Source organism: Candidatus Poriferisodalis sp., from assembly GCF_965237655.1.
Taxonomy (GTDB): Bacteria; Actinomycetota; Acidimicrobiia; order Acidimicrobiales; family Poriferisodalaceae; genus Poriferisodalis.
Window position 1 is genome coordinate 574,605 of sequence record NZ_CBDEGB010000002.1, and the last position, 16,957, is coordinate 591,561.

Annotated in this window: 16 protein-coding genes; 13 read left to right on the forward strand and 3 right to left on the reverse strand. The window is 65.2% G+C overall.

Annotated features, from left to right (window positions below; translation table 11 throughout):
• Nucleotides 1-7: 7 nt before the first annotated feature.
• Both ACPXYO_RS10695 and ACPXYO_RS10700 read right to left on the reverse strand, forming a co-directional pair.
• Nucleotides 8-364 carry a hypothetical protein gene (locus ACPXYO_RS10695; protein WP_423920055.1) on the reverse strand — a complete coding sequence of 119 codons (357 nt, stop codon included), beginning with the start codon at nt 362-364 and terminating at the stop codon, nt 8-10.
• Between the two features lie 402 nt (nt 365-766).
• Complete coding sequence (locus ACPXYO_RS10700) at nt 767-997, reverse strand: hypothetical protein (RefSeq protein ID WP_423920058.1); 231 nt, start codon at nt 995-997, stop codon at nt 767-769.
• A gap of 417 nt (nt 998-1,414) precedes the next feature.
• Here ACPXYO_RS10700 and ACPXYO_RS10705 point away from each other — a divergent pair, with 417 nt between their 5' ends.
• Complete coding sequence (locus ACPXYO_RS10705) at nt 1,415-3,055, forward strand: hypothetical protein (protein ID WP_423920060.1); 1,641 nt, start codon at nt 1,415-1,417, stop codon at nt 3,053-3,055.
• 80 nt (nt 3,056-3,135) lie between these two features.
• On the opposite strand, the gene ACPXYO_RS10710 is transcribed toward ACPXYO_RS10705, so the two are convergent.
• On the reverse strand, nt 3,136-4,269 hold the full coding sequence (locus tag ACPXYO_RS10710; RefSeq protein ID WP_423920063.1) for an IS630 family transposase: 1,134 nt from the start codon (nt 4,267-4,269) through the stop codon (nt 3,136-3,138).
• A gap of 1,221 nt (nt 4,270-5,490) precedes the next feature.
• Between ACPXYO_RS10710 and ACPXYO_RS10715 the strand changes: the two genes are divergently transcribed.
• The 12 genes from ACPXYO_RS10715 to atpD all read left to right on the forward strand — a co-directional run bounded on the left by ACPXYO_RS10715 (nt 5,491) and on the right by atpD (nt 16,920).
• Nucleotides 5,491-7,041 carry a transposase gene (locus ACPXYO_RS10715; RefSeq protein WP_423920066.1) on the forward strand — a complete coding sequence of 517 codons (1,551 nt, stop codon included), beginning with the start codon at nt 5,491-5,493 and terminating at the stop codon, nt 7,039-7,041.
• Between the two features lie 150 nt (nt 7,042-7,191).
• Nucleotides 7,192-8,616, forward strand: coding sequence for a hypothetical protein (locus tag ACPXYO_RS10720; RefSeq protein ID WP_423920069.1), 1,425 nt, complete (start codon nt 7,192-7,194; stop codon nt 8,614-8,616).
• A gap of 112 nt (nt 8,617-8,728) precedes the next feature.
• On the forward strand, nt 8,729-9,136 hold the full coding sequence (locus tag ACPXYO_RS10725; protein ID WP_423920072.1) for a hypothetical protein: 408 nt from the start codon (nt 8,729-8,731) through the stop codon (nt 9,134-9,136).
• Between the two features lie 556 nt (nt 9,137-9,692).
• Nucleotides 9,693-10,067 (forward strand): AtpZ/AtpI family protein, encoded by a 375-nt coding sequence (locus ACPXYO_RS10730; protein WP_423920075.1) that lies wholly within the window; start codon nt 9,693-9,695, stop codon nt 10,065-10,067.
• On the forward strand, nt 10,064-10,546 hold the full coding sequence (locus ACPXYO_RS10735; RefSeq protein ID WP_423920077.1) for an ATP synthase subunit I: 483 nt from the start codon (nt 10,064-10,066) through the stop codon (nt 10,544-10,546). Before ACPXYO_RS10730 ends, ACPXYO_RS10735 begins: the two co-directional genes overlap by 4 nt.
• Nucleotides 10,543-11,337 carry a F0F1 ATP synthase subunit A gene (gene atpB / locus ACPXYO_RS10740; RefSeq protein WP_423920080.1) on the forward strand — a complete coding sequence of 265 codons (795 nt, stop codon included), beginning with the start codon at nt 10,543-10,545 and terminating at the stop codon, nt 11,335-11,337. Before ACPXYO_RS10735 ends, atpB begins: the two co-directional genes overlap by 4 nt.
• A gap of 108 nt (nt 11,338-11,445) precedes the next feature.
• Nucleotides 11,446-11,697, forward strand: a complete 252-nt coding sequence (gene atpE / locus ACPXYO_RS10745; protein ID WP_423920082.1) for an ATP synthase F0 subunit C — start codon at nt 11,446-11,448, stop codon at nt 11,695-11,697.
• Nucleotides 11,698-11,706: 9 nt separating this feature from the next.
• Nucleotides 11,707-12,258, forward strand: a complete 552-nt coding sequence (gene atpF, locus ACPXYO_RS10750; protein ID WP_423920085.1) for a F0F1 ATP synthase subunit B — start codon at nt 11,707-11,709, stop codon at nt 12,256-12,258.
• A 93-nt stretch (nt 12,259-12,351) separates the two neighbouring features.
• Nucleotides 12,352-12,879 (forward strand): ATP synthase F1 subunit delta, encoded by a 528-nt coding sequence (atpH, locus tag ACPXYO_RS10755; protein WP_420621500.1) that lies wholly within the window; start codon nt 12,352-12,354, stop codon nt 12,877-12,879.
• A complete protein-coding gene (atpA, locus tag ACPXYO_RS10760; protein ID WP_423920089.1) occupies nt 12,876-14,444 on the forward strand; it encodes a F0F1 ATP synthase subunit alpha in 1,569 nt (522 codons plus the stop codon). The genes atpH and atpA overlap by 4 nt, the downstream gene beginning before the upstream one ends.
• A gap of 6 nt (nt 14,445-14,450) precedes the next feature.
• Nucleotides 14,451-15,428 carry a F0F1 ATP synthase subunit gamma gene (locus ACPXYO_RS10765; protein WP_423920092.1) on the forward strand — a complete coding sequence of 326 codons (978 nt, stop codon included), beginning with the start codon at nt 14,451-14,453 and terminating at the stop codon, nt 15,426-15,428.
• A 34-nt stretch (nt 15,429-15,462) separates the two neighbouring features.
• Nucleotides 15,463-16,920 (forward strand): F0F1 ATP synthase subunit beta, encoded by a 1,458-nt coding sequence (gene atpD, locus ACPXYO_RS10770; protein WP_423920095.1) that lies wholly within the window; start codon nt 15,463-15,465, stop codon nt 16,918-16,920.
• Nucleotides 16,921-16,957 lie beyond the last annotated feature (37 nt).

Sequence of the window (16,957 nt, forward strand, 5' to 3'; positions counted from 1 at the left end):
GCACTGCTCATCGGGACAGCACGCTCACGAGGGCGTGGCGGGTTGTCATGACACCGGAACCGTGCACTGCGGCAACCCCACCCAGCACGCCCACGATGATCGCAGCTGCCATTCCCGGAATGAGGTGCACTGCCCATCTGGACAGCACAGCCACGTCGGGCACACCAGCTGCCATGGCACCGGAACCGTGCACTGCGGCAGCCCCACCCAACACGCCCATGACGGACGCGCCTGCCACGCCCGTACCGACGTCCACTGCCCCACCGGACAGCACAGCCACACCGGACACACCAGCTGCCACACCACCAGCACGGTGCACTGCGGACATCCCTCCCAGCACGCGCATGATGGCCGTGGGTGTCATGCCCGTACCGAAGTGCATTGTCCTTCGGGTCAGCATTCCCACAGTGGCCATGTGAGTTGTCACTCTTCAGGCACGGTGCATTGTGGGCAGCCGTCTCAGCACGCGCATGATGGCCGTGGGTGTCATGCCCGTACCGAAGTGCATTGTCCTTCAGGCCAGCACAGCCACAGCGGACACGCGAGTTGCCATGACACCGGCACGGTGCATTGTGGGCAGCCGTCCCAGCACGCGCATGACGGCCGCGGGTGTCATGCCCGTACCGAAGTGCATTGTCCTTCAGGCCAGCACAGCCACAGCGGACACGCGAGTTGCCATGACACCGGCACGGTGCATTGTGGGCAGCCGTCCCAGCACGCGCATGACGGCCGCGGGTGTCATGCCCGTACCGATGTGCATTGTCCTTCAGGCCAGCACAGCCACAGCGGACACGCGAGTTGCCATGACACCGGCACGGTGCATTGTGGGCAGCCGTCTCAGCACGCGCATGATGGCCGTGGGTGTCATGCCCGCACTGATGTGCACTGCGCGTCGGGGCAGCATTCCCACAGCGGTCACACCAGCTGTCACTCGACGGGGACGGTGCATTGCGGTCAGCCATCCCAGCACTCCCACAGCGGTCACACCAGCTGCCACCCGCGCACCCAGTCGCATGACGACCCCGATCCGCCGCCTCCGCCGTGTGATCTGACTTCGGCGACGCCGACGGTGTCGCATCGTCACAGCGGTGGATCCCGCAGCCATACCGAGTGCCAGAGCCATACCGAGCTGGCCTGTTCTGATCAGCAGCAGACGTGGTCGCCGGGTCACGGCCATCCCCAGCAGACGATCGCGCCGTGCCCGGTCGTTCCGCCGCCTCCGCCGTGTGATCTGACTTCGGCGACGCCGACGGTGTCGCATCGTCACAGCGGTGGGTCCCGCAGCCATACCGACTGCCAGAGCCATTCCGAGCCGCCATGTACCGGCGAACAGCAGAGTTGGCCCCCCGGACACGGCCATCCCGAGCAGACCATCCCAGCCTGCCCGTCCGATCCGCCGCCTCCTGAGTGCGACGTGACCTCAGCGACACCCACGGTGTCGCATCGGCACGGCGGCGGGCCGCGCAGTCACACCGACTGCCGTAGACACGCTGAGCCCCCGTGCACCGACGACGAGCAGAGTTGGCCCCCCGGACACGGCCATCCCGAGCAGACCATCCCAGCCTGCCCGTCCGATCCGCCGCCTCCTGAGTGCGACGTGACCTCAGCGACACCCACGGTGTCGCATCGGCACGGCGGCGGGCCGCGCAGTCACACCGACTGCCGTAGACACGCTGAGCCCCCGTGCACCGACGACGAGCAGAGTTGGCCCCCCGGACACGGCCATCCCGAGCAGACCATCCCAGCCTGCCCGTCCGATCCGCCGCCTCCTGAGTGCGACGTGACCTCAGCGACACCCACGGTGTCGCATCGGCACGGCGGCGGGCCGCGCAGTCACACCGACTGCCGTAGACACGCTGAGCCCCCGTGCACCGACGACGAGCAGAGTTGGCCCCCCGGACACGGCCATCCCGAGCAGACCATTCCAGCCTGCCCGTCCGATCCGCCGCCTCCTGAGTGCGACGTGACCTCAGCGACACCCACGGTGTCGCATCGGCACGCAAGCATTGCCAACGGAGCACACACCGACTGTCGAGTACACGACACCCATGATTGCACCGACGCTGAGCAGACGTGGAGGCCACTACACGGACACGACCCTGTCCGAATACCCCCATGCGAAAGTGACGACACCGCCAGCCACATTCCGAACGACATCGAGATCGACGGCCAGACCATCTCCGATATCGTCGGCAGCACCGAGGTCACATTCTTGTGCCAACTCGCGGCGGAGATCGAGACGGACTCTGTACCTAACCGTCTCCGTGGCCAGCGGCTCATCGAAGCGCTCGGCGAGTGGGGCCTCGCTCTGGTGTGCGGAGACGGTGCGCAGTCGTACTGGTATTACTTGCTTGACGGGGACACCTCGCCCGAGGCGTTCGCCGAGTTCGGCATCAATGTCGGCCTCGAGATCATCTGCGGTGCAATCGCCGTAGGCACCGTCGCCGCTACGTCAGCACTCACGACGCCGCTCGGTCGGGCACTCGCAGGAACGGCAGTTGCGATTACCTGTAGTGATGCCGCGGGTGAAGTAGCGGTTTGGATCGTCGAAGGCATGGACTACCTGATCCAGGAGTTGAACGAGTGCGGCAATATTGCTCCACCGAGTCCCTTGATTCCGTGGACGCCATTGGCGAGTGCCGGGGCCTGTCTGTCGGACGCGTTCGAGCCGGGAGACGAGACGACGCAGCAATCGCATGCGCGTATCACCGAGACGCCCCCGGTCTGCGCACGTATTGACGGCGATTGGCTTGAGGTGACTTGGGATGAAGTCTCGGCCCAATCAATGAGCCGGCTTCGTGGCTGGATCGTGTTTTGGTCGGTTCACATGGACGGAGGCGGGTCCATCCAGACTCGAGACAACCTGCTCGTCACAAACGTGCGCGGCCACCGATTCCTGAAGCCCGGTTGGGTCACAGGCGGAAGCTTGGCGGAAGCGGACTGGACAGTTGGAGTCATCGCCTCCGCGGGCGTCGGCGGCTTTGAGCCATGGGCGAGCCAGCGAGTAGCTGCTGAGGGCGGCTGGTCCGGATCGAACGGGGTCGGTAGTTGCTGACACTGCCACCAATACGACTGCTGGTCCTGGCCGGGGTGCTGTGCGTTGGCGCTGCCCCCGGCCATCAAACTAGTGCCGTGTCAACAAACGTTTGTGCGGTTGACGATTTCGTTGAGTGCTTTGGCGGTGGCGTTCTTGTTGCGCCAGCGGATGTAGCGGCGGATGATCGATGCCTGTTCTGTGTGGGTGGCGTGGTCGGTGCCGTCGACGCAGAAGTAGCGCAGGGCTTGGAAGTGGGCTTCGATGCGGTTGAGCCATGACGCGTAGTGCGGGGTGTAGGCCAGCTCGACGTTGTTGGCCTCGGCCCATTCGCCGACGCTGGCGTCTTTTTTGGCTGACAGGTGCGGCGAGTAGTTGTCCAGGATGATCGCGATGCGGATCTCGGGTGGGTACAGGGTGCGCAGGTAGCGGCAGAACTCGAGGAACTGGGTGCGGCCCTTGCGTTTTTTCATGTGCTCGTAGAGCTTGTCGGCGGTGATGTCGTAGCCGGCGAGCAGGTGCCGCACACCGTGGGGACGCGTATAGGTCGCTCGCCGCCGCCGTCTGGGCGCCCGGTGGGGGTCCGCTGCCTTGCCGCCGACGCCGGCCCACTGCCGCCCGGGGTGGGGCTGAAGATTGAGCGGCCCGAACTCGTCCATGCAGATCACCACCACCGGATCGCCGGGCTCTGGCTCTTTCTTGGCGTCCGCGATGTCGTACAGCGCCAGGACCCGGTTCTTCTTCGCTTCGAAGTCCGGGTCGTTGGACTCCTTCCAGGTCTTCACGACTTGAAACGACACGCCCTCCTCGCGGAGCAAACCGCGCAGGCCTTCATGGCTGATGTCGTCGACCACCCCCTTAGCGACGAGATGCTCAGCCAGCTTGGCCAAAGACCACGTCGAGAACGGCAGCCCGTAATCAGCAGGCCGCCCCAAAGCGACCCGGCGGACCTCGCTGCGCTGAGCAGCGTCGAAACGCGGCGGACGGCCCCCGGCGTACCTCGGATACAACGACCCGAACCCGTCCTCGTTGAAATTGTGGATCACCTCACGCACCCGATCCTCGCTGGAAAACGCCAACGGGGCGATCTGGCCCACATCCATCCCCTGCGCCGACCACAACACGATCTGCGCCTGCCGCCACGTCACCACCGACCCCGACGAACGACGCACAATCCTCAACAACCGATTGCCCTCACCACTGTCGATCTCCCTCACACGAACACGCTCAGCCATGCCCCAACAACACCACAACCCGACAGCCCACACGCGGACGCGCCACCCCCAACGTTGCCTGACACGGCACTAGGTTCATTCGTGCCATTGATACCGATGCGTGTACCAGGTGCACGTTTGTCCCACTCACCCGAGGAAAACTCATGAGCTCCAGCTCGGAAGATCGCGATGCGTTCGCTCGGCCGCGAGACGTGCCGCGGTGGGTCACGGCGAAGCCTTCGACCGCAGCGTGGGTCGCGATTGTGGTGCTGTACGGCATATTTCGTCGAGGGTTCGAGCCTCAGCTCATCGATGCCCCGAACTGGAGCCGCGGCCAGTACTCCGCTGCGCTATATGCGGCATGTACCGTCTTGTTCGTTGTTGGCGTCGTGCTTGACCGCGGGCTCAAGAAAAAATACGGGTTGTCGAACGATTCTCGGTGCCGCGAACCTGGGCAGGACGCTTCACCGGCGAACCGGCAAGGCACCGAACCGATGACAGCGCTGCGAAGAAGGACGGAGCGGCGAGCATGACTAGTGGATCAAGCCCTGACAGCCCACAGCGGCGCACGGAACCCTTGGTCGATGGCACTGGGCAAGTGGGTTCGGCAGGCGACAGTGCGTCGGGAGACCCCACGAGAAACGCGTCCAAAGAAGATGTCGAGGCAAAGCCGGCGATTCCGAGGTGGATGGGGATTCCTCGATTTCGTACCCTGTTGCCCATCTACGTCGTGGTCGTCGTGCTCTATCGACGAGTTCTCGTTCCATACTTGGGCGAGCAAGGAGTCTCGAGAGGCCAGTTCTACATCTGGTTCTTCGTGATTCTGGGAGTCGTCGCGTTGATCGGGTTACCAATCGAACACAAGTTGAGGAAGAAGTACGGCCTCACGTCACCGCGAGGGATCAAAGAACGAATCGCAGCCGCTCGCCAGGCTCTACGTTGGTAGTCGTCAGGTGCACCGTTAGCAGGACTGGGACATCCTCTCGGGATGCCAACGGCACGATGCAGTTGCAACTGAGCGCCGTTTGGCGTGGCGACGTGCCGGCTGAGGCCGTAGATTGCGGGTGGCCTGGCTGGCGCTCGGCCCGGAATCTCGTGCGGAACTCGTGGCTAATCGAGGTGCGCGTCAACACACGCTCGTCAGCATCGGAGACCTCCGGACCCATGCGATTGCACGCCGCGCGCAAACAGACCTAGGAGGGTGGTCGGAAAGTCCGGGGGTGGGTCCTCGTGTTGGGGGGCGTGATCGCGGATGATGGTGGGGTGCGCGGTTCGGCTGATGGTCAGGGTTCGATTTTCGATGTCGGGGTGTTGGTGGGCGGCCTGCTCGACACCGAGGGGTTCTTGGTGACGTTGGGGCAGGCTCGGGGCGAGCTGTTCTGTGATGCCGATTTTGATGCGTTGTATGCGTCTGGCCGGGGTCGGCCGTCGCATCCGCCGTCGGTGGTGGCGGCGTTGTTGTTGTTGCAGTTGTTCTATGGCGTGTCGGACCGTGAGGCGCAGCGGCGTTCGCGGTTCGACATGTCGTGGAAAGCGGCTTTGGGTTTGCCGCTGGAGCATCGGGGGATTGCTCATGTGGTGCTGGTGGAGTTCCGGGCGCGTCTGGTTCGCGCCGGGATGGAGTCCTTTTTGGGGGATCGTGTCAAGATCGCTGCCAAGCGCGCCGGGGTGATCGGCCATCGCCGCACGATGGACTCGACCGGTGTGGCGGACTGCGTGCTGACCCAGGACACGATCACGCTCATCAGGTCCGGGGTCCGCAGGTGCGTCGGGGTGCTGGGCGGGATCGACGCCGATGCCGGGGCGGAGCTGGCGGGGCTGTTGTCGCGTGACGACTACGACCGGGGGGCCAAGCCGCAGATCATGTGGGCAGACCCCCAAGCACGGGCGGCTCTGGTCGCGGAGCTGTTCGGCGACGCCGAGACCGTCATCGGGTTCTGCGCCCGTTTCGGGGACCCGGGCCTGGCTGGGGCGGTCGAGCTGTTGAGGGTCGTGGCGGGCCAGGACATCGAGATCGCCGCCGACGACGACGGAGCCCAGACCCCGCGGATAGCTCAACGGGTGGCCCCGGACCGGGTCATCTCCACGGTCGATCCCGACGCTCGGCACGGGCACCGTTCGCGCACCGACCGCTACGACGGCTACAAGCTGCACGTGTCCGCGGATGTGGACTCGGACCTGGTCTGCTCAGCGGCCGCGACGCTCGCGACCACCCACGACGCCGCTGTGATCGAAGACCTCATCGACGCCGACCCGGTCCCGGTCGCCGAGATCATCGCCGACACCCACTACGGATCGGGGCCCACCCGCCAAGCGATGGCCGACCGAGGCATCCACCTCGTCGCCCCCGCCCAGCCGATCCCGGCCCGCGGCGACAAGCTCACCAAAGCCGACTTCGACATCGACCTCGAAGCAGCGACGGTCACCTGCCCGCAAGGGAACACCGCACCCATCCCGCCGCCGCGCGGCGCCAAACGGCGCCAGGCGCGGTTCGCAGCAACCGATTGTGCAGCATGCGAGCTCAAGCCCCGATGCACCACACGCGACGGCGGCCGAATCGTCGAGATCAACCCCCACGAAGAACTCCTCGCCCCCGCAAGAGCGCAACGATGGACACCGGAGTTCCTCAGCCGATACCGACTGCGAACCCAAGCCGAACGCAAAATCGCTCAGATCAAGTCCCGCACCAAAAACGTCCCCTGGCGCGGCCTCGACAAGGCCAACCTGTGGCTCGACCTGCGAATCGCCGCCCTCAACCTCGACCGCGCCGGCCGCCTCGGCATCATCAGGTAAAACACCCGCCCCGACCGGCGACCCCGGCCCCCACTGGCCGACCGACGATGCGCCTGGGCATCATCAAGCAGAACACCCGCGCCCAACCCACCCCGAACCACCGACCAGACAACCGCGCACGCTCAACAAACAACACACACCACACCCCAATTGCCGACCACCCTCCTAGGCGGCCAGCAGCAGGGCGAACAGCAGGATCAGTCGGAGCAGGATCAAACACAACCCGAAGAAGGTCATCCCGGCGGTACCGCCAACGAACGAGACGACCTGCCCGACCCGCCGGACGAGACCCCGCCCGGTGCAGGTCATCCCGGCGGTACCGACAACGAACGAGACGACCTGCCTGATCCGCCCGACACCACCCTGCCCGGTGAGGGTCATCCGGGGGGCACTGACGACGAGCAGGACGATTTGCCTGATCCGCCCGAACACGATGAAGGCGACGAGACTGGCGGCAGCCAGACCCCTGCCGAAGGTGAAGGAGACGGCGCGGAGGAAGCGGAGGAAGAGGAATCCGACACAGATTGCCTGAGCGGCACCTTCGTCAGTGGGAGCTGTCAGCCCAGGACCGAAGGCGAACCCTCCGGCGCAGACGCCGAAGGTGAAGAGGAGTCCGAGGAGGCCGACGCCTCTAGCCATATCCCGAACGAAACTGAGATCGACGGCCGGACTGTCGCAGACGTCGTCGGCAGCACCGAGGTCACATTTCTGTGCCAGCTGGCCGGGGATGCCGACTCAGATGCCACGCCAAACGTCCTCCGCGGCCAGAAGCTCATCGAAGCGCTCGGCAAGTACGGCCTCGCCGTGATCTGCGGAGACGGTGCCCAGTCCTACTGGCACTACGTCCTTGACGGAGATACATCGCCCAAGGCATTCGCCGAATTCGGCATCCATGTCGGCCTCGAGATCGTTTGCGGTGCCATCACCGCCAGCACCGTGGGCGCCACTTCCCTGTCAGGACCGGTCGCACTTGCAGTGGGCACGTACGTTCTCATCAAGTGCGGTGAGGCTGCGGGAGAAGTCTCACGCTGGATCGTCGACTGCATGGACTACTTGGTCCAGCGCTTGAGTGAATGCGACGGCGTCATCGATGACGACGACCTCACGTTGATTTCCATGGGCGGGATCTATGCGCCGTGGGCACACATCGGGCGTTGTCTTGTGCACGACGACGGGTCGGATGATTCAGATCCGGAACCGGAAGCTGGACCGCCATCAGCTCACATCGCCGAGGTGCCGCCAGTGTGTGCCCGTATTGACGGTGACTGGCTTGAAGTGACGTGGGGCGAGGTGTCTGCTCAGTCGACGAGTCGCCTGCGCTGGTGGACGGTGTTCTGGTCAGTCCACATGGACTCGGGCGGTTCGATCCAGGAAAGGGACTATTGGCTCGCAACGAACGTGCGCAGCTTCCGGATTCCGAAGCCCCCGTGGGTCACGGGCGGCAGTCTTGCTGAGGCCGATTGGACGGTCGGGGTCATCGCCTCTGCAGGGGTCGGCGGCTTCGAGCCGTGGGAGAGCCAGCGGGTCACGGACGATGGCGGCTGGGCCGGTTCCAACGGGGTCGGCGAATGCTGACATCGCTCGCCCGCTGAGGCACTCGGGTGGCCGGGCTGCAGCTTCTCGGTGCTGCAGCTCGGCCGTCCTGGTTCATGAGCAAGTTGAGAAACTATGATCAACGCAGTGGCAGGTGCGCATCCGCGAAACTCATGCGCAGACCTTGGATGAACGCGTGAATTCTGACTCGGAAAACCGCGAGACGACTTCTCGACAGAGAGACGTACCGTGGTGGATGAAGACGCCGTCATATCGGAGTCTGTTCGCCTACTGCATCGTCGTCTCGCTCGTGTGGCGTCCGATCGGGCCGGCAATCAGCGACAGTCTCGGCATGAGTGGCGGTCAGTTCACGCTGCTTCTGATCGCTGTATTGCCAATCGTGCTCGTCTGCGTGTTCCTATTGGATCGCTGGCTCAAGAAGAAGTACGGGCTGTCGACATCGTCTAAGCGCAGGGCGTTTGCTGAGTCCGACCCTTCGCCCTCGGCGGCAGCGGCGACTGAAGCCACGAAGCCGGGGAAGCGAACCGTGCGTCAGCCATGACAAGCAATTCCGACGATCGCGATCCCGTGCGCCGAACTGCACGAGGTGACGAAGCCGCGGCAGCGCCACCGATTCCTTGGTGGTTGCGACCACCGCGGTTTCGGACCATCTTGCCCTTCTGTATCGCTTTTTCGCTGCTTTATGGTCGGGTATTGCGGCCGCTTCTGGATTCAACGGGAGTCGGTCGATGGCAAGTCAGCCTGTGGGCGGGTGTCGCCGCCGGCGTCGTCATCTTGGTGTGGTGGCCAATCGAACGGGCAGCGATCAAGAAGCGTGGGCTCGGGTCGAGACGGGAAACAAGGGAACGAGTCAAGACCGAACGCGATTTGCGTCGGCTCCAGCGAGTGCCGGGCACTCTTAACTCGGCCGGACGAAGCCCTGAAGTCACTGGCGACACGGTGCTGCTCTGCCGGTGCGGTCGAGCGTGTGCGGGGGCTGGATTTAGGGCGTAGATTGCGGGCGGCTTAGCCAGCGCTCGCCCCCGGAATTCGTGCGGAATTAGCGGCTGATCGGGGTGCGCGTCGACACTCCCTGCGGCATCGGAGACATCCGGACCATGCGATCGGACAACGCGCGCGACGAGCAGCGGGATCGTCGCAACGGCACCGGCAGTGAGGACGGTCTGGCCAAGGCCATCGAGATCGTCGTGACGCCGGCCATTTTCGCGGCGGCAGGGTTTGGACTGGACCGCTGGTGGGATACCGGACCGTGGCTCGCGCTGAGCTTCGGCGTGGTGGCGTTCATCGTGAAGCTGCTGGTCGAGTGGTATCGCTATGCCGAGCGCATGCAGCTCCATGAAGAGGAGCTGGCCTCGAACCGTCCCTCCAAGCAGCGGGGTATCGATCGCGCAACCGGCTTCGACGAGCCGACATCGTTGCCGACTGGCGTGTCGCTTGAGTCCGACACCGACTCGACGCCACCGCAGCCATGACACCGGCGACGTCCGACGAGCGAGCCGAGACCGGCAACGGCGCCTATCCCGCCAGCGACGACCGCTCCCCTGAGCGCGACATCGCGTTCGACATGGCGCGCCGGAGCCTGTGGGTGATTCCCGCCTGGGTCGTCGTCAGCGGGTTCATCTGGGGCATGGGCGGAGCGCTCTCGTCAGCGCTGGGTTATGCGCTGGTCATCGGCAATCTTGCGGCTGCCGCTGCGCTGATGGCGTGGGGCGCTCGCACGTCGCCGGTCGCACTCATGGGGGTGACGTTGGGCGGCTTCATCGTGCGTCTCGCGGCGCTCGCCGGCATCGTGCTCGCGGTCAGCCCGCTCGGCTTTTTTGAGCCTGTGCCTATCGCGATCACCATCGGGGCGAGTCACCTCGGTCTGCTCGCGTGGGAGATCCGATATGTTTCCCTGCGGCTCGCAGCCCCAGGCCTTGATCTTCAACGTCCCGGCAAGGAGCAGAAGTGAACCTGCTAGCGCTGACCTTCCCTGACATCGGGCACCTCTTGGAGTGGCCGAACATCCTGCCGGGTCTCGATGACAACTCGATCTTCGCGCTGAACAAGGTCGGCATCATCTACATCTTCGCTCTGGTGGCCCCGGTCGCGATCTTCATGATGGCCAAGCGTCGTTACGAGCGGACGGAAGTCATCACGGCACCCAGCGGCATCCAGACGGTGGCGGAGACGTCGGTGACGTTCATCCGCGAGAACATCATCATGCAGACCATCGGGCCCGACGGTCTGCGCTATCTGCCGTTCCTGCTGACGCTGTTCTTCTTCATCCTCTTCTCGAACATCACCGAGGTGTTCCCGTTCATCCACTTCCCGGCCAACGCCCGCATGGCAATGCCCGTTGTCCTCGCAGTGCTTGTCTGGGTGGTGTTCAACGCCGTCGGAATCAAGAACCATGGACTGTTCGGTTACCTCAAGAACGTGGTGATCCCGCCAGGCGTGCCGAAGGCTCTGCTGCCGCTGGTGGCCCTCATCGAGTTCGTCTCGACGTTCATCGTGCGACCCTTCTCACTGGCGGTGCGGCTCTTCGCGAACATGCTCGCCGGGCACTTGCTGCTCGTGACGTTCGGCGTGCTCACTGCTGCGCTGTGGGACACGAGTCCATTGGCAGCCATCGTCTGGGCGCCATTCGTGGTGCTCATTGGCCTGACTGGGTTCGAGATCCTCGTCGCATTCCTGCAGGCATTCATCTTCACCATCCTCACCGCCGTGTACATCGGCGGTGCCCTGCACCCCGAGCACTAGGCCCAGCCCCCAGCCCAAACGATCCAGCCCGACCGACCACCAGCCTCACCGTGCCTCAGCGCTGCGGCCCCTGCCCCAAGAACCCGTACAACACAGGAGAAACGAGTAATGGAATTGCTCGCACAAGCGGACAACGCACTCGACGGCCTCAAGGCGCTCGGCGCCGGCCTCGGCTACGGCCTCGCGGCCATCGGCCCGGGCGTCGGCATCGGCCTCGTCGTCGGCAACGCCATCACCGCGATGGCGCGCCAACCCGAGTCGGCGGGCATGGTCCGTACGACCATGTTCCTGGGCATCGCGTTCACCGAGGCCTTGGCCCTCATCGGTTTCGTGGTGTTCATCCTCCTCAACTTCACGTAGGAGGCACACATGAGCGCCACTCTGAGCAATATGGCATCCGGCCTGCTCGCGGCGACCGAGGGCGAGGCCACCTCCAACCCGATCATTCCCGAGTGGAATGAGGTCATCTGGGGCTCGGCGGCATTCCTCATCCTGCTCATCGTGATGTGGAAGCTGGCACTGCCGCCCATCCGCCGGGCAATGGAGGCTCGCACCGAGCGCATCCAGGGCGACCTGGACGCGGCCGCGAGCGCCAAGGCCGAGGCCGAAGAGCTGCGTGCGTCCTATGACTCCCGTCTGGCTGAGGCCAACGCCGAAGCGGCACGCATCATCGAAGAAGCACGGGCAGCTGCCGAGGCAGTGCGCCAGGAACGGCTCGCCGCGATCGAACCTGAGATCGCCGAGCGCCGTGCCCAGGCCGAAGCCGACATCGAAGCGGCTCGAGCACGGGCCATGGCCGAGGTTCGGGCCGACATCACGTCGATCGCCGTGGGCGCCGCCGAGCAGGTGGTGCGCGCCAGCATCGACGAGGCGGTCCACGCCCAGCTGATCGATGACTACATCGCACGGGTGGGGAACTGAACGTCCTGCGTCACGCCCGTTGCCGCCCCCTGATCGGGGCCGGCGACCGGTGCGGCTCGGGACAGGAGATGAGCAGATGACCAGGATCGACCAATGAGCGAGCGAACCGAGGGGTACGCCAGCGCAGTTGTGGCGATCGCGCAGGCCGAGGACGTGCTCGACCGCGTGACCGAGGAACTGTCCGCAGTCGGTCGGGCCGCCGCGGAGAACGAGGAACTGCGCCGCGTGCTGACCGACCTCACGGTCCCGGCCTCGCGTCGCATCGGCATCATCGAGGACCTGCTGGCTGCGCAGGCGTCGCCAGTCACCCTCAACGTGGTGACGATGCTGGTCGGTGCCGGCCGCGGCGGCGAAATCGATGCGATCGCGGACGAAGCCCTCACGCTGGCGGCTGCCACGCGAGGAGAAGCGGTGGCCGAAGTCCGCTCGGCCGTCGCACTCACCGATTCCCAGATCGCCCGGGTTGCCGAAGCGCTCACCCGGGCCAGCGGCCGCAATGTGACCGTTCATGTCGTAGTGGACCACGAGATCATCGGAGGCCTGTCGGCCCAGATCGGCGACACCGTCTTCGATGGCTCAGTTCGCACTCGGCTCGACAAGATGAAGGAGCGCCTGTCGTGACCGACCTTTCCATCAACCCGTTGTCCATTGATACGGGCGATATCACCTCGGCAATTCGCCGGAACCTCGAAGGTTTCGACCCGTCGATCGAGTCTGGCACTGTCGGGCGCATCCTCGAGGTGGGCGATGGCATCGCCCGCGTCTCAGGGCTGCCGGGCTGCTCGGTGAACGAGATCCTGGAGTTCTCCAGCGGAGACGTGGGTCTTGCACTGAACCTCGACGAGAATTCCATTGGCGCGGTCGTGCTCGGCAGCGTCGAGTCGATCGAAGAGGGCCAGGCCGTGAAGGCAACTGGCCGCATCCTGTCGGTGCCGGTCGGCGACGCAGTGCTGGGCCGCGTCGTCAACGCGCTGGGAGAGCCGATCGACGGGCGAGGCGAGATCACCGGCGCTATCGAGCGCCGCATGGAGATCCAGGCACCTGGCGTGATGGGTCGCAAGCCGGTGCACGAGCCGCTGCAGACCGGTATCAAGGCCATCGACTCGATGACTCCGGTCGGGCGAGGCCAGCGCGAGCTCATCATCGGTGACCGCAAGACCGGCAAGACGTCGATTGCCGTCGACACGATCCTCAACCAGGCGGGCCTCGGCGTGAAGTGCATCTACGTGGCGATCGGGCAGAAGGGTTCGACGGTTGCGCAGGTGGTCAACACGCTGCGGGAGCGCGGCGCCATGGAGTACACGGTCGTGGTCTCCGCGCCTGCTGGAGATGCTGCGCCGTTCAAGTACCTGGCTCCCTATGCCGGCTGCGCGATGGGCCAGCATTGGATGGAGAGCGGCGACCACGCACTGATCGTCTATGACGACCTCTCCAAGCAGGCCGAGGCGTACCGCCAGATGTCGCTGCTGTTGCGCCGTCCGCCGGGACGCGAGGCTTACCCGGGCGATGTGTTCTACCTGCACAGCCGGCTGCTCGAGCGTGCCGCCAAGCTGTCCGACGTCAACGGTGCCGGCTCACTGACAGCGCTGCCGATCATCGAGACGAAGGCCGGGGACGTCTCGGCGTACATCCCGACCAACGTGATCTCCATCACGGACGGCCAGATCTACCTCCAGGACGACCTGTTCAAGTCCGGAGTTCGCCCCGCGGTGGACGTGGGCATCTCGGTGTCGCGCGTGGGCTCTGCTGCGCAGACCAAGGCCATGAAGAGCGTGGCTGGCACCCTCAAGATCGACTTGGCTCAGTTCCGCGACCTCGAAGCATTCGCCACATTCGGCTCCGAGCTCGACGCCGTGTCTGCCGCCCAGCTGGGCCGTGGCTACCGACTCGTCGAGCTGCTCAAGCAAGGGCTCAACTCGCCCATGCCTGTCTCCGAGCAAGTGGTGGTCATCTACGCGGGCACCAACGGCTACGTGGACGGCATCCCGGTTGAGGACGTGAACCGCTACGAGACCGAGCTGCTGGCGTACATGAGCACCCGCCACAGCGCCCTGATGGAGGACATCCGTTCAACCGGCGCGCTTGACGAGGCGGCGCTTCAAGCGGCTGTGGAGGCATTCGGCGCCCAGTTCGTGACGTCGGACGCCGCTGGCAGCGAAGACACTGCCGACGCCGTGGAGAGCTGATCCTCTATGGCAAGCGGTCAGGAGCGCATTCTTCGGCGTCGCATCAAGTCGATCGAGGCCACGAAGAAGATCACGCGCGCCATGGAGCTGATCGCGGCATCACGCATCGTGCGGGCGCAGACCCGAGTACGCGCAGCACGGCCCTACAGCGAGAAGGTAACCGCGGTCATTGCCAACCTGGCGTCCGCGGGCGGCGAGGCCGATCACCCGCTTTTGCGCGAGCCGGTCGACGTCGCCAAGGTGGCCTACGTGGTCATCGCTGCGGATCGTGGCCTGTGCGGCGGCTACAACAACAACGTCCTGCGAGCCACCGAGCGTGCAATCGCGGCTGACGCCGCTACGGGCCGTGGCTACGAACTGGTGCTGTCGGGCCGCAAGGCCCAGGGCTACTTCCGATTCCGGGACTGCCGCATCGCTGCCGGCTTCGAAGGCTTCAGCGACCAGCCGAGCTACTCCGATGCCCAGCGGATTGCTGAGGCGGCCACGGCGCTGTTCGAGAGAGGCGAGTGCGGCCAGGTGAAGCTGGCCTACACCCAGTTCCACTCCATGGGCGTCCAGGAAGTGGCGATCGTGCCGTTCATGCCACTGGACTCCGGCGACTTCGGCAGCGGTGACGCGGATGCGGACGGGTCGGCCGGTGGTCCTTCGGGCGGCTATGAGTTCGAGCCCGAGCCCGCCGCCATCCTCGAGCGTCTGCTGCCGCGCTACGCCGAGGCCCGGCTGTACTCGGCTCTGCTTGAAGCCTCGGCTTCGGAACATGCGGCCCGCCAGCGAGCCATGAAGGCGGCCACCGACAATGCTGAGGACCTGAAGACCAACCTGACGCGCGTCATGAACCGTGCCCGCCAGGACGCCATCACCACCGAGATCATGGAGATCGTCGGCGGCGCCGAGGCACTGTCCCAGACGGCCGGCGGCGAAGTCGACTTGCTCTCAGACACCATCGAAGCTCGTACTGCAAACCTGTTCCGCGCACGCGAGTAACCAGACCGAACCCCGCCTCCGAGGAGAGACAGCGATGACGATGACCGAAGAGAGAACTGGCGCAGAAACTGGCGATCACGCCGGTGGACGCGTCGTGGCCATCGCCGGGCCGGTCATCGATGCGGAGTTCCCGTCGGGGGCGCTCCCCGAGATCAACACCGCCGTCGAGATGCATGTCGAGCTGGAAGGCGCACCCGTCACCATCACTGGCGAGGTCGCCCAGCAGATTGGCGACAACCGCGTTCGCATTGTCTCGATGAAGGCCACCGACGGACTGACCCGCGGCATGACGGTGACAAACACCGGCCGGGGCATCGCCGTACCGGTGGGCGACGGCGTGCTCGGCCACATCTTCAATGTGCTCGGTCAGCCGCTTGACGGTGCCGATTTGACCGAAGGCATCGCGGATCTGTGGGAGATCCACCGTCCGGCGCCGGCCTTCGACACGCTCGAACCGAGAGCGACGATGTTCGAGTCCGGCATCAAGGTCATCGATCTGCTCGAGCCCTACGTGGAGGGCGGCAAGATCGGCCTCTTCGGCGGTGCCGGCGTGGGCAAGACGGTGCTCATCACCGAGATGATCAACCGTGTCGCCTCCCAGCACGGCGGTGTGTCGGTCTTTGCTGGAGTCGGAGAGCGCACCCGTGAGGGCACCGACCTCTATCTGGAGATGGAAGAGTCCGGTGTGCTCGAAAAGACAGCACTGGTCTTCGGCCAGATGGACGAGCCGCCTGGTGTGCGGCTGCGTGTTGCGCTGTCGGCGCTGACGATGGCGGAGTACTTCCGCGACGTACAGGGTCAGGAAGTGCTGCTGTTCATTGACAACATCTTCCGATTCGTGCAGGCCGGCTCGGAGGTGTCCACGCTGCTGGGCCGTATGCCGTCAGCGGTGGGCTACCAGCCCAACCTGGCTGACGAGATGGGCCAGTTGCAGGAGCGCATCACTTCGACGTCGGGCCACTCGATCACGTCGCTGCAGGCCGTGTACGTGCCGGCGGACGACTACACCGACCCGGCGCCGTTCACCACCTTCACCCACCTCGACGCAACGACCGAGCTGAGCCGGCAGATTGCCTCGCTGGGCATCTACCCGGCGGTGGACCCGCTGGCGTCGACCTCCACCATCCTCAGCCCCGAGGTGGTGGGCGACCGGCACTACGCCGTGGCGCGGCGCACGCAGGAGATCCTGCAGCGCTACAAGGAGCTGCAGGACATCATCGCCATCCTGGGTCTCGACGAGCTGTCCGAGGAGGACCGCATCACCGTCAATCGTGCCCGCAAGATCCAGCGCTTCTTGAGCCAGCCGTTCTTCGTGGCCGAGGTCTTCACCGGCCTGCCGGGCGTCTTCGTGCCAGTCTCGGAGACCATCGAGTCGTTCGAAATGCTGTGCAACGGCGATCTCGACGATCTGCCCGAGCAGGCGTTCCTCAATGTCGGCAACGCCGAGGCCGCAATGGCCAAGGCACGAGACCTGGCCCAGGGCGGGGCCTGAGGGCTGCCTGCGCACGCAGCGGACTCGGGTATCGACG

Bases quoted from the DNA above. Each gene is read 5' to 3' on its own strand.
- ACPXYO_RS10765 (WP_423920092.1), top strand. From the start codon at position 14,451: ATGGCAAGCGGTCAGGAGCGCATTCTTCGGCGTCGCATCAAGTCGATC.
- ACPXYO_RS10695 (WP_423920055.1), bottom strand. From the start codon at position 364: ATGACACCCACGGCCATCATGCGCGTGCTGGGAGGGATGTCCGCAGTG.
- ACPXYO_RS10735 (WP_423920077.1), top strand. From the start codon at position 10,064: ATGACACCGGCGACGTCCGACGAGCGAGCCGAGACCGGCAACGGCGCC.
- ACPXYO_RS10710 (WP_423920063.1), bottom strand. From the start codon at position 4,269: ATGGCTGAGCGTGTTCGTGTGAGGGAGATCGACAGTGGTGAGGGCAAT.
- atpD (WP_423920095.1), top strand. From the start codon at position 15,463: ATGACGATGACCGAAGAGAGAACTGGCGCAGAAACTGGCGATCACGCC.
- atpF (WP_423920085.1), top strand. From the start codon at position 11,707: ATGAGCGCCACTCTGAGCAATATGGCATCCGGCCTGCTCGCGGCGACC.
- atpH (WP_420621500.1), top strand. From the start codon at position 12,352: ATGAGCGAGCGAACCGAGGGGTACGCCAGCGCAGTTGTGGCGATCGCG.
- ACPXYO_RS10730 (WP_423920075.1), top strand. From the start codon at position 9,693: ATGCGATCGGACAACGCGCGCGACGAGCAGCGGGATCGTCGCAACGGC.
- atpE (WP_423920082.1), top strand. From the start codon at position 11,446: ATGGAATTGCTCGCACAAGCGGACAACGCACTCGACGGCCTCAAGGCG.